Source organism: Saccharospirillum sp., assembly GCF_039982735.1.
Lineage (GTDB): Bacteria > Pseudomonadota > Gammaproteobacteria > Pseudomonadales > Natronospirillaceae > Saccharospirillum.
This window is the reverse complement of record NZ_JBDWXV010000015.1, coordinates 109,822-122,130: the sequence shown is the minus strand read 5'-3', so window position 1 is coordinate 122,130 and position 12,309 is coordinate 109,822. Positions and strand designations below refer to the sequence as shown.

The following is a 12,309-nucleotide window of genomic DNA, read 5'->3' as shown; positions in this document are numbered from 1 at the left end:
GCATAACCGGTGGCCGACGCGGACCATAGCCACCAATCTTGAGTTACATCTGGGACTGAAGGTAGTTCGGCAGGCCGATCATCTTGATCAGGCGCAGTTGCTGTTCCAGGTAGTAGGCGTGGTCCATCTCGGTGTCGTCGAGCAATGGTTCCAGCATATCCCGGGTGCCGTAGTCCTGCTCTTTCTCGCACAGGGCGATGGTGTCGGCCAGCATTTTTTGTACGGCGTACTCAATGTCGAGATCGCTCTGCAACATGGAAGGCACGTCGGAACCGATGTTGATCGGTTCGCGGTCTTTCATGTTGGGCGTGCCTTCCAGAAACAGGATGCGTTCAATCAGTTTGGTGGCGTGGCCTTTTTCGTCGTCAAACTCGTGGCTGATGCGCTCGTAGAGTTTGTTCAGGCCCCAGTCGCGATACATTTCAGAATGCAGGAAGTACTGATCCATCGCCGACAGTTCGTTGGCGAGCAAGGCGTTAAGCGCCTTGATGATGGTTGGGTTGCCTTTCATGGTCAGTCCTCATCCGACAGGTTGGCTTGAAGGTAATTCGGCAGCGTGACGTTGGCGATCTGGTAGTGCTGGGTCTCGAGCCAGTCGAGGTAGTCTTCCTCGTATTCCAGCAGTTCGACCAGCATGTCGCGGCTGACGTAGTCCTGTTGGGTTTCGCACAGGGCGATGGCGTCTTTGAGCTGGCTGATCTGCTCCAGTTGGAAGTCGGCGTCCAGCTTCAGCATCTCTTCGGTGTGTTCACCAACCATCAACCGGTTCAGCTTTTGCAGGTTGGGCAGGCCTTCCAGAAACAGAATGCGCTCAATCAGCTCATCGGCCTGTTTCATGTCCTTGATGGATTTCTTGTAGCTGTGCTCGTTCAGCCGTTCCAGACCCCAGTTGCGGTACATCCGCGCGTGAAGAAAGTAGCGGTTGATGGAGGTCAGTTCGGTGGTCAGCACCTTGTTCAGTGCGTCGATCACCTGACGGTCACCCTGCATTGGAAAACTCCTGAAACGCTGTATCAAAATAGGTCTCGGGGAGTATAGCTGACTGACCGGTGATGTGGGAAAAAACGCTAGGGGGCCTCTGAATAATTCCCCCTGGGGGAATTGTTCAGAGGCTCCCTACTGACTCGGGTCGATCCGGTTCTGAATGGAATTGTTGTTGCGGTACCAGCCAGCAATGCTGAACCGGGTGCGTTCGGCCGCCAGCACTTCGTGCGGGAACTCTTCGCTTAGGAAGATGACCATGCTGCCCAGGGTGGGCAACAAGCGGCTGATGAGCTGGTTTTGCTCATTGTAGAGCAACAGCTCGCCGCCCTGGTTGTCTTGCCAGTCGGGGTTCAGGTAGGTCACCGTCGTCAGCACCCGGTTGGTGCGGCCGCGGAAGGCATCGACGTGCTTGCGGTAGAAAGCGCCGGTGTCATAGCGGGCGTAGTGGCATTCATAGTCCCACAGGCCGAGCATCAGGCGTTTGTTGAGTTCGAGCCGCAGTTCGTCGGCCGCTGTGAGGTACTGACTTTGCGCGGGTGTTTCCCCGGTTAGCCAGTGGGTGCTGTCGCGACGAATCAGGTCGTTGGTATGGTTGTCCTGCTTGCGGCCGATACCGGCCTGGTCCCACTGGTCGGGCTGGTGGCGGTGGATGTCCTGCAGCAGGTCGAGAGCCAGCCGGTCGCTGATGCCGTGGGGCAGGTGCACCCAGCCGTGTTGGCGCAGGCCATCGGCGATGAGGTCGTAATCCCACAAGGGGGTCAGCAGGGCGGTTGTGTTCAAGGCCGGGCATCCAGTAAGGGTGCGCTATAGTACGAAAACTGACCGCCGGGTAAAGTCTTTTTACGCGGTTTTTTAAGCCGCTGTCTCTTCTCTGAACAAAGCCTCAATCTGCTGTTCATATTGCTTGGCAATAGTACTGCGCCGTACCTTCATGGTGGCGGTGACTTCGCCGTCGTCGTGGTCGAGTTCCTTGGTCAGCAGGGTGAAGCGTTTGATCTGCTCAACCGGGGCCAACTGGGCGTTGCCCCTGTCGATTTCGGCTTGCACCAGGGCTCTTACCTGGTCGTTTTCGGCCAGGGATTTGAACGTAGTGTAAGCCAGGTTCTGGCGTTCTGCCCAGGTGGTGACGGTGTCGTAATCGACCTGAATCAGTGCGACCAGGAATTTGCGCTGGTCACCGATCACGATGCATTCCTTGATAAAGGGGCTGGCCTTCATGGTGTTTTCGATCACGCTGGGTGACAGGTTCTTGCCCGCTGCATTGATGATGATGTCTTTCTTGCGGTCAACAATGGTCAGGGTGCCGTCTTGGTGTTCTTCGACGACATCGCCGGTGTGCAGCCAGCCATCTTGCAGGGTCTCAGCCGTGGCTTTATCGTTCTTGTAATAGCCCTTGAAGATAATCGGGCCGCGCAGCAGCAATTCGCCGTCGTCGCCCACCCGGGATTCCACACCGGTAATGGCGCGGCCTATGCGGCCCTGGCAGTTCAGGTCCATCGGTTGCAGGGTGGCGGCGCCGGTGGTTTCGGTCATGCCGTAGATTTCGATCAGCGACAGACCCATTCCACGGAACATGGCCAGCAAGTCCGGTGAAATCGGCGCAGCGGCAGTCATGGCGATGTTGCAGCGGGCCAGGCCGAGGTAGCCAAGCAGCGGCGCGTATAGAAAGGGCCGGTAGAGGGCGTAGCTCAGTTTCTCCTGGCTCGTCCATTGTGACCTGGGTTTGGTGCCGCGCTGCTGGGCCGATTTCAAACCCTTGTGCAACAACCAGCGGCGCAACGGGCCGGTGCGGTCGCCGAGCACGGTCAGTTCAGACTGCATTTTTTCCCATATGCGGGGTACGCCGAAAAACATCTGCGGGGAGATTTCCTGCAGGTCGGTGCGGATGGTGCGCAGGCTTTCGCCAAAGTTCACCACCATGCGGCGTGCCATGGCGTTCATGGTCGAAAACGCCTGCTCGGCGACGTGGCACAAAGGCAGGTAGGACAAGATGTTCTGATGCGTCTGGGAGGGTACGGCATCCCACAGCAACGCCATTTGCGACCAGATGTTCCGGAATGAAATCATCGCGGCCTTGGGCAGGCCGGTGGAGCCCGAGGTAAACACAATCAGCGCCGTGTCTTCCGGTACCTGCTGAGCCAGGCGGTCTGTCACAGCACCGGGTGAGCGTTTCAGTTGGGTTTTACCACGATCAATCAATTCATTGAGCGTCATCCAAAGGCTGGCGTCGTAGCCGTACAGGCCTTTGGCGTCGAAGACGATGATGTGTTCCAGCAGCGGCAGTTTGTCGCGTATCTCCAGGACCTTATCGACCTGTTCCTGGTCTTCGCAAAACACGACTTTGCAATCGGCGCTGCTCAGCAGATGCACCACTTCGCTGGCCGGGCTGGTCGGGTAAATGCCGCAACACACAGCGGCGGCGCTGTTGATGCCCAGTTGCGCGACAATCCACTCCTGGCGGTTTTCGGAAATAATGCCGACGTGGTCGCTGTGTTGAATGCCCAGTTCAATCAGCCCCGCGGCAATGGCGTGAGTCTGGTTCCGGTATTGGCGCCAGGTGGTTTCCTTCCAGATGCCCATGTCTTTCTGACGCATGGCCACTTCATTGGGCACGGTTTGGGCGTGGCGCTCCAGTAACTGGGTGAGGCTGATGTAGCCCTGATCGTGAAACGAACGTTCAGACATCTCGGCGGCGCTCCTCAGTTGAGCCAGCGCTTGCGGCGCTTGTAGTGCTTGATGTTTCGAAACGATTTTTGATCGTCCTGCTCGCCAACACCCAGATAGAAGGTTTGGATGTCGGGGTTTTCGCGCAATTGTTCGACCGACCCTTCGAGCACCACCTTGCCATTCTCCAGAATGAAACCCCGGTGAGCGATGCGAAAGGCGGCACTGGCGTTTTGTTCGACCAGTAAAATGCTGGCGCCCTGTTCCTGATTCACCCGGGCGATGTTGTCGAATATTTCATCGACCATGCGCGGCGCTAAACCGAGTGAGGGTTCATCCAGTAAAATCAGCCGGGGTTTGCCAATCAGTGCACGGCCGATGGCCAGCATTTGCTGCTCCCCACCCGACAACAAACCAGCCGTCTGGTGGGCCCGCTCTTTGAGCTTTGGGAAAAACGCATACACGGCGTCGTAGTCTGGTTTTTCCTTGCGCCCGGTCAGCGCATAGGAGGCCGCGATGAGGTTATCTTCCACCGTCATTTCGGCAAAAATGCGTCGCCCCTCGCGAACGTGAATCAGGCCGGCACGGGCCAGTTCGTGGGGGGCAACCCGATTAATGGGGTCGTCGTTGAAGCGAATCTGGCCGGCGTCGATTGATCCGTTTTCCAGCGGCAACAGGCCAGAAGCGGCCTTGAGAACCGTGGTTTTACCGGCGCCGTTGGCACCCAGAAGAGCGACAACCTCGCCCGGTTCGACCGATAACGTCAGGCCTTTCAGCACCTGAATGGCGTGGTGATAGGCCACTTCAATGTTTTCAATGCTCAGCATGTCTGCATCCGAATTCGGAAACGGGGTAGGCCCGGGTTGCCCCCGGGCCACCGTGAGGGTTCAGCTCTGACGAACAAGCCGAGTTCTATCAGACCTGAATCCAGTCCGAAACCGGGTTGTACAGGCGGGTTTCGGCGTCGTAGCGGTACACACGGCCCTGGCCGATTTTGTTATCGACCACGTCGACCGGTGCCCCGAAGAAACCGCCGCTGTCCCAGTTGCGAATAGCGCCAAGCTCGGCCATCAGATTATCGGGCGTGACTTCTTTGTCGGCTTCAATCACGCGCTCCATGCACAGTTTCCACAGTTCCAGGCACAAGCGGCCTTCCAGTTCCCAGGCGGTAACGTAGCCGGAAAACCCCGGATTAACGGAGCGCTTGAACGCCCCAAGTTCCTGATAAAACGGGGCGTCGTCCTGGTCGTAGAAGTAGCGGTAGGGCATAACGCCCTGGTAACCATCGAGGAACGGGCCTGCCTGCTCGGTCACCCGATCGGCAATGATTTTTTCCATGCCCCAGAAGGTGCCCATGAACTGGGTGGTCAGGCCGAATGCCCGGGCACCGCCGATCAATTGAGGCCAGACGCCGGTCACGTATCCCTGCAGAATGGTGTATTCCGGGTTGGCTTGGGCCAGTTTGGTGACGTGGTTTTCAATGTCTGCACCTTCGGCGCGGGTGACTTCTTCCAGCACCACGTCAATGCCGAGTTCTGCGGCAACTTGCCGGCCATGTTCGATGGGGTCACGCCCAAATTCAGTATCGGAATACACGAAGGCAACGGTTTTACCGCCTTTGTTGGCGATGTCACGCAACAGAATTTCGAACTGGTCTTCGTAGGTGGGGCCAGCCATGAACTGGTAGGGCCGGTTGGCTGGGTCAGACAGAGCCGAGGCAAAGGAGGTTGAGCCCATCATCACCGCGTTGTCACCGGTGAGGGTGGGGCCGACCAGTTCCATAAAACCGGTGGAGTCGCCATAGTAAAAGTGCAGGTCGCCGGCGGCCTGAGCGCGCTGGAAATTCGCCAGGGCGTTGCGTGGAATGTAACCGGAGTCGGCCACTTCAACCCGAATCGGCTTGCCGCCAATGCCGCCGTTGTCGTTAACCTGCTGCTCGAACTCGCTGAAGGCCGGGGCCACAAGCTGGCCCGCGGTCGCGAAGGGGCCTGTCATTGGCAATGAAGCCGCCACGCGCCAGTGCGCGCCTTCCGCCCGCACAATGCCCGGGGCCATGCTGGCCGCCGTGAGAGCGGCGCCGGTTTTTAACAAGGTTCTTCGATTCAGGGCCATGATAGCCTCCTTTTTGTTGTAGTTATGAGCTGTGAGCTTCGAGCTGCGAGTTTTAAGCTAACAGCTCGAAGCTCGCAGCTTTCTCTCACTTCGCAAACGGCCAGCGCGACATAAAGCGCCAGAAACGGTCCCAGATGTTAACCAGCCCCATTGGCTCGAATATCAAAAAGCCGATGATCATCAGGCCAAACAAAATGTCCCGTGTCGGGCTCACCCAGGTTTGGGCGGTTGCGTCCCCGCCGGTAATGTTAGCGGCAACGATCTTGAGCAGCTCCGGCACCAGCAGAATCAGGATAGTCCCGAATATCGGCCCGAGCGTGCGCCCCATCCCTCCGGCGACCAGGCAGACGACCAGCGTGATCGACATGTTCAGCCCAAAGTCTTCCGGCAGTATAGCCGGGAAAAAGTAAGCCCACAGGCTGCCCGCAGCGCCGCAGTAGGCGGCTGAGATGGCGAAGCTTTTCAGCTTGTAGCTGAACAGAGCGATGCCCAGAATCTCGGCCGAATAGTCTTTGTCGCGAATGGCAATGAGGGCACGGCCAAAGCGGGTGCGGAACAGGTTCTGCGCGAACAGCAGCATCAGCACCATCACCGGCATGATGAAGAAGTATTTGGCTTGCTGTGACACCAGCTCAACGCCGAAGAAAACGGCATTGGGGGTTTCCGTGCCGCTGATCCCGCCGGTCCATTCGGCCAGCCACTCCTGCTCGATCAGAAACAGAATAATGAAATTGGCCGACAGGGTGGCCACGGCGAGATAGAGACCTTTAACCCGCAACGACGGCAGCCCGAACAACACCCCAAACGCCGCGGCAACGACCGTCGAAATAACCAGCGTAATCAGAGGAAAAGTGAGCGGCCACTCATGGTGGATGGCCACGGTGGTGTAAGCGCCGACCGCAAAGAAAGCACCGTGGCCGAGCGACATTAGCCCGGTGTACCCAATCAATACGTTCAGACCCACCACGGCGACAATGAAGATGCCGATCTGCCCGGCCAGCAGCAGTGCATAGTTACTGGCGATGAACGGGAAAATCGCCAGACCAATCAAAGCAGCCACCAACCCCCAGCGTTTGGGCCAGTTCGACCAGATGCCCTCATCGGCACTGTAATCCGTCTTAAAGTGTCCGGTGATCATGGCGTTATCCTGTGGTCAGGGTGGTGTATGTCGGTGTAGCGGACGATGTTGGTCATATTCGCTCGATCTCCTCTTGGCCCATAAAGCCATGAGGCCGAATCAGAATCACCACCAGAACCGCCACGTAGGGCACGATCTCAGCCACACCGCCGCCGAGTTTCCATTGCGCCATTGAGCTCAAAATACCGACCAGCATCGAGGCAATCAGCACACCGGCAAAGGAATCCAGCCCGCCCATTAACACCACCGCCAATACCGACAGGCCAAACAGACCTATGGCGGGTGACAAGCCATTACGGCTGGCCAGAATGGCTCCGGCAACGGCACCGGTTGTTGAAGCCACCAGCCACGCGGTGGAAAACACCCTGGGTACGTTGATGCCCATGGCGTAGGCGGTGCTTTGGTCCTCGGCGGTGGCCCGGATCGCGACACCGGAGCGGGTATACCGCAGTACCAGCATCAGACTGGCGAACAGGAGCAAGGCGACCAGCAAGTTAACCAGCGAGCCGCTGAACAGGAACAGGTTCTGGTCGAACAGCTGGAATCGGATTGGGAAATTGGGCCCGAGCGCCGGTACTTGCTCGGCTTCTGCGGTCCAGATAAGGCCTGCGCTGCCCTCGAGTACCCAGATTAGCCCGACGGTCGACAGAATCATCGCAAAGGCAGACTGGCCCAACAGCGGGCGCATGATCAAACGCTCAATGATCAGCGCCAGCACGGCATTGGCCGCCAGGGCACCCACAAGCCCCAGCAGAATGCGCGGCAGGTCACTGACCCAGCTGGCTATGGCGGCCCTGGGTGAGAACATGGGCGCATCGCCCGCGTAGGCCATTAACCAGGCGGGTTCCCAGCTGCTTACCCAGGCGGGCATAAAGGGCGCGTCGGCCAGAACGACGGAAAAGGTGAAATAGAAGTAGGCACCGAACAGAATCAGATGGCCATGGGCAAAGTTAACCACTTTGGTTGCCTTGAACACGGCAACAATACCCAGGGCGATGAGTGCCAGAATACTGCCGGAGATGACCCCGTTAATGATGTACTGAATGAACTGGCCCATCAGGCGGTCACCTCCCCGGCGTCGTTTTTACTGCGGTCGCTGGTGCCCAGGTAGGCTTCAATAACGGCCGGGTTGGCCTGCACCTGTTCCGGCGTGCCCTTGGCGATCTGGCGTCCAAAGTTGAGCACTACGACCTGGTTGGAGATGTCCATCACCATGCCCATATCGTGCTCGACCAGCAAAATGGTGGTGCCCCACCGGGCCTGAATGTCCAGAATGAAGCGGGCCATGTCTTCGGTTTCTTCCCGGTTCATGCCGGCGACAGGTTCGTCTAGCAACAGCACATGCGGCTGCATCGCCAGTGCCCGACCCAGTTCAACCCGCTTCTGCAGGCCATAGGGTAGGGCAGCGACGGGGGCTTTGCGTATGTGGTCCAGCTCCAGAAAGTCGATCACATCCCGTTCGATCTCGGCGCGCAGCCGGGCTTCTTCGCGCCTCGCCCCACCATAAAAGAAACCGGACGCCCAGAAGCCGGTGCTCAGCCGGGTATGGCCACCGAGCTTGATGTTCTCCAGCACTGACATGCCTCGAAACAGGGCGATGTTCTGGAACGTACGGGCGATGCCAAGCTCAGCGCGCTTGTCGGCCCGCATCCGGGTGATGTTTTGCTTATCAAACTGGATCTGCCCCTGCTGCGGCCTGTAAAACCCCGAGATGATGTTGAACAAGCTGGTTTTACCGGCGCCGTTGGGGCCAATGATGGCGGTGATTTCGCCGGGCGCGGCCGTAAAGGACACATCGTCCAGCGCCTTGATCCCGCCAAAAGCCAGGCTGGCCTGGGAAACACTCAGCACAATCGGACCCTCCCGGCCAGGCGAGGGGGTATAAGAGATAGCATGGCAGCGACTCCAGAGGGGTTCAGGCAGGCCCTGACCACTCGGTTATTGTTGTTGTTCGTCTTACGTTATAACTAGTCCAGCCTGAGTGTTTTGTAAACGAAAGGTGGCAATTTGTTATTTTTTTGCATCAATGGGGCGGCTGATATTGGATCCGTGATTTGGTGTCAAGGAGGGTGGCCGGGGCTTGCGGGCTTTTTAGCGGGCAATAGTTGACTGTTTTACTCAGGTATTTATAATTCGCGCCCATAGAGTCATACCTGCGTTTTGGGCGGGGCTCGACTTCATTCATGGATAGACACTTCCGGCTACTCGGGGGATCACCCGCATGAGACTGACGACCAAAGGCCGCTATGCGGTAACGGCGATGCTGGATCTGGCGCTGAACCAGGAGACAGGTCCGATCAGTTTGTCCGACATATCTGAGCGGCAGGGCATTTCGTTGTCTTACCTGGAACAGCTGTTTGCCAAACTGCGCCGTCATACTCTGGTGACCTCAGTGCGCGGGCCGGGCGGCGGTTACCAGCTTGGCCGTCCGAGCGAACTGATCAGTGTGGCCGATGTGGTGGATGCCGTCAGTGAGTCGCTCGATGCGACCAAATGCCAGGGCAAAACCGGCTGCCAGCAGGGTGAAGTCTGCCTGACACACCACCTCTGGCAAGACTTGAGCCAGCAAATCCATGATTTTCTGCACGGGATTTCCCTGGCCGACCTGGTCGGGCGGCGTGATATTCAGGTCGTCAGCCAGCGCCAGAATCAGTATTTGAAAACCGGGCGCACAGACGCCCCGAACGAAGCCACCATTTTGGCCAGTCAGTTATGAGCATGCACCCGATCTACTTTGATTACGCCGCCACCACGCCGGTCGACGAACGCGTCGCCGAGCGGATGATGGCGCACCTGACCCGCGATGGCATCTATGGCAACCCGGCCTCGCGCTCGCACTTGCTCGGCTGGCAAGCCGAGGAAGCGGTGGAAGACGCCCGCAATGAGGTGGCCGATTTGCTGGGAGCCGATAGCCGCGAAATCGTCTGGACCAGCGGCGCGACCGAGAGCAATAACCTGGCGATCAAAGGTGTTGCCGAACAATTCGCGCCGCAAGACTGCCATATCGTGGTGGCTGCAACAGAACACAAAGCCGTGCTCGATCCGGCGCGGTATCTGGAGCAAAAAGGCTACGGCCTGACGGTGCTCCTGCCCGATGCCGATGGCGTTATTTCGGCCGAAACTGTCGCTCAGGCGCTGCAACCCAATACCCGTTTGGTTAGCATTATGGCCGCCAATAACGAGACCGGTGTGTTGAACCCCGTCGCCGGTATTGGCCAGGTGTGTGCCGACCATAACGTCTGGTTTCATGTTGATGCGGCCCAGGCCGTAGGCAAGATTCCGGTGAACGTCGATGACTGGCAAGCCACCCTGGTGTCGGTTTCAGCCCACAAGTTTTATGGCCCGAAGGGCGTTGGCGCCCTTTATGTGCGGCGTCGCTCCAGCTTGAAGCTGTTGCCCCAGATTCACGGTGGCGGACATGAGCGGGGCATGCGCTCCGGAACCCTGGCCACGCATCAGTTGGTCGGGATTGGCACCGCAGCCAACCTGGTGTCCGAACACCTGGCAGAAGAAGGCCAGCGCATTGCGACGCTGCGCGATGACCTCTGGCAGGGCATAGCCGACCTTGGCGATATACACATCAATGGCGGCCAGGCGCCGCGTACGCCGGGCCATCTGAACGTTCATTTTGGCGGCATCGATGGCGAATCGCTGATGATGGCATTGCGCGACATCGCGGTATCTACCGGCTCTGCCTGTACGTCCGCCAGCGTTGAGCCTTCGTACGTATTAAAAGCCATGGGCCTGAGTGATCAGGCCGCACACGGTTCCTTGCGCTTTAGCCTGGGCCGTTTTACCACCCGTGAAGAGGTGGACCAAGCCATACACCGTATTAGGGACGCCGTGACGGCCTTGCGCACGCAAGCCAAAACGGCGGCCACCTGACCTTCGCAGGGGAATACCATGAGTGAGAACATAGACCAGTATCTGAAGTCAGAATACTCGGCCGGTTGGATAACCGATATCGAGTCGCTGACCATTCCGCCCGGTTTGAACGAAGACGTCATTCGTCTGATTTCAGCCAAGAAGCAGGAACCCGAATGGATGCTCGAGTGGCGTCTGAAGGCCTACCGTGCCTGGCTGGAAATGAAAGAACCGGAGTGGGCCCATGTGGTTTACCCGAAACCGGATTTCCAGGCGTTGTCTTACTATTCTTCGCCCAAGAGTATGGAAGACGGCCCGCAATCGCTGGATGAAGTTGACCCGGAGTTGCTGCGCACCTATGAAAAACTGGGCATTCCCGTGCACGAGCAGGAAGTGCTGGCCGGGGTTGCGGTCGACATGGTGTTCGACAGTGTTTCTGTAGGCACCACCTTTCGCCAGAAACTGAAGGACGCCGGGGTGATTTTCTGCCCGATCTCCGAAGCCGTGCATGAATACCCGGAGCTGGTTAAGAAATACCTCGGTTCGGTTGTGCCGCAGAAAGACAATTTCTACGCCGCGTTGAACTCGGCGGTCTTCTCCGATGGCTCCTTCGTCTACATTCCCAAGGGCGTGCGTTGCCCAATGGAACTGTCGACCTATTTCCGCATCAACGAAGCCAAAACCGGCCAGTTCGAGCGCACTCTGATTATCGCCGACGAAGGCAGCCAGGTCAGTTATCTCGAGGGTTGCACCGCGCCGATGCGCGATGAAAACCAGTTGCACGCGGCGGTGGTCGAGCTGGTTGCGCTGGACGACGCCGACATCAAATACTCGACCGTGCAAAACTGGTACCCCGGTGATGCACAGGGCAAGGGCGGCATCTACAACTTCGTGACCAAGCGCGGTATTGCCCACAACCGCTCGAAGATCTCCTGGACGCAGGTTGAAACCGGCTCGGCGGTCACCTGGAAATACCCGTCCTGCATCCTCAAAGGCGATGACAGCATCGGCGAGTTTTATTCTGTGGCACTGACCAGTAATTATCAGCAGGCCGATACCGGCACCAAGATGATTCATCTGGGCAAAAACACCCGTTCGACCATTATTGCCAAGGGCATCAGCGCCAAGCAGAGCTCGAACAGTTATCGCGGTTTGGTAAAAATGAACCCGGGCGCGGAAGGTGCGCGTAACTACACCCAGTGCGATTCTCTGCTGATTGGTGACAAGTGCGGGGCTCACACCTTTCCGTACATTGAGTCGAAAAACCCGACGGCGGTGATCGAGCACGAGGCTACCACCTCGAAAGTCAGTGACGACCAGTTGTTCCTCTGCCAGCAACGCGGCATCGATGCCGAAAAAGCGGTCTCGATGATCGTCAACGGCTTCTGCAAAGACGTGTTCCGCGAATTGCCGATGGAATTCGCCGTTGAAGCCGGCAAGTTGCTCGAAGTCAGTCTGGAAGGTGCCGTAGGTTAAGTTCCCGGGCCGCTTTAGCCGGCCCTGTGCGCACTCGCGATGAACCGAATTTGAATGAAAGAGATTGAATC

Annotated in this window: 12 protein-coding genes; 3 read left to right on the top strand and 9 right to left on the bottom strand. The window is 58.0% G+C overall.

Going from position 1 to position 12,309, the window contains the following annotated elements; all coding sequences use genetic code 11:
- Positions 1–43: 43 nt before the first annotated feature.
- From bfr (ABJT94_RS14010) to ABJT94_RS13970, 9 genes are all read right to left on the bottom strand, one after another.
- Positions 44–511, bottom strand: a complete 468-nt coding sequence (gene bfr / locus ABJT94_RS14010) for a bacterioferritin (RefSeq protein ID WP_127555823.1) — start codon at positions 509–511, stop codon at positions 44–46.
- Positions 512–513: 2 nt separating this feature from the next.
- Complete coding sequence (gene bfr / locus ABJT94_RS14005; RefSeq protein ID WP_348476152.1) at positions 514–990, bottom strand: bacterioferritin; 477 nt, start codon at positions 988–990, stop codon at positions 514–516.
- A gap of 126 nt (positions 991–1,116) precedes the next feature.
- On the bottom strand, positions 1,117–1,764 hold the full coding sequence (locus ABJT94_RS14000) for a 2OG-Fe(II) oxygenase (RefSeq protein WP_348476151.1): 648 nt from the start codon (positions 1,762–1,764) through the stop codon (positions 1,117–1,119).
- A 72-nt stretch (positions 1,765–1,836) separates the two neighbouring features.
- Positions 1,837–3,669, bottom strand: coding sequence for an AMP-binding protein (locus tag ABJT94_RS13995; RefSeq protein ID WP_348476150.1), 1,833 nt, complete (start codon positions 3,667–3,669; stop codon positions 1,837–1,839).
- Positions 3,670–3,683: 14 nt separating this feature from the next.
- Positions 3,684–4,475: an ABC transporter ATP-binding protein gene (locus ABJT94_RS13990; protein WP_348476149.1), complete on the bottom strand. Its 792-nt coding sequence runs from the start codon at positions 4,473–4,475 to the stop codon at positions 3,684–3,686.
- A gap of 88 nt (positions 4,476–4,563) precedes the next feature.
- Positions 4,564–5,760 (bottom strand): ABC transporter substrate-binding protein, encoded by a 1,197-nt coding sequence (locus tag ABJT94_RS13985; protein ID WP_348476148.1) that lies wholly within the window; start codon positions 5,758–5,760, stop codon positions 4,564–4,566.
- 85 nt (positions 5,761–5,845) lie between these two features.
- Entirely contained in the window at positions 5,846–6,898 is a 1,053-nt protein-coding gene (locus ABJT94_RS13980) for a branched-chain amino acid ABC transporter permease (protein ID WP_348476146.1), read from the bottom strand.
- A 52-nt stretch (positions 6,899–6,950) separates the two neighbouring features.
- A complete protein-coding gene (locus ABJT94_RS13975) occupies positions 6,951–7,955 on the bottom strand; it encodes a branched-chain amino acid ABC transporter permease (protein ID WP_348476144.1) in 1,005 nt (334 codons plus the stop codon).
- A complete protein-coding gene (locus ABJT94_RS13970) occupies positions 7,955–8,749 on the bottom strand; it encodes an ABC transporter ATP-binding protein (RefSeq protein ID WP_348476143.1) in 795 nt (264 codons plus the stop codon). Before ABJT94_RS13970 ends, ABJT94_RS13975 begins: the two co-directional genes overlap by 1 nt.
- 370 nt (positions 8,750–9,119) lie before the next feature.
- On the opposite strand from ABJT94_RS13970, the gene iscR reads away from it, so the two are divergent.
- From iscR to sufB, 3 genes are read left to right on the top strand one after another with little or no spacing between them, the layout of a single operon-like run.
- Positions 9,120–9,614 (top strand): Fe-S cluster assembly transcriptional regulator IscR, encoded by a 495-nt coding sequence (gene iscR / locus ABJT94_RS13965; RefSeq protein WP_348476142.1) that lies wholly within the window; start codon positions 9,120–9,122, stop codon positions 9,612–9,614.
- Positions 9,611–10,783 carry an IscS subfamily cysteine desulfurase gene (locus ABJT94_RS13960; RefSeq protein WP_348476141.1) on the top strand — a complete coding sequence of 391 codons (1,173 nt, stop codon included), beginning with the start codon at positions 9,611–9,613 and terminating at the stop codon, positions 10,781–10,783. The genes iscR and ABJT94_RS13960 overlap by 4 nt, the downstream gene beginning before the upstream one ends.
- Positions 10,784–10,801: 18 nt before the next feature.
- Positions 10,802–12,238 (top strand): Fe-S cluster assembly protein SufB, encoded by a 1,437-nt coding sequence (gene sufB / locus ABJT94_RS13955; RefSeq protein WP_213677473.1) that lies wholly within the window; start codon positions 10,802–10,804, stop codon positions 12,236–12,238.
- The last annotated feature ends 71 nt before the right edge of the window (positions 12,239–12,309 follow it).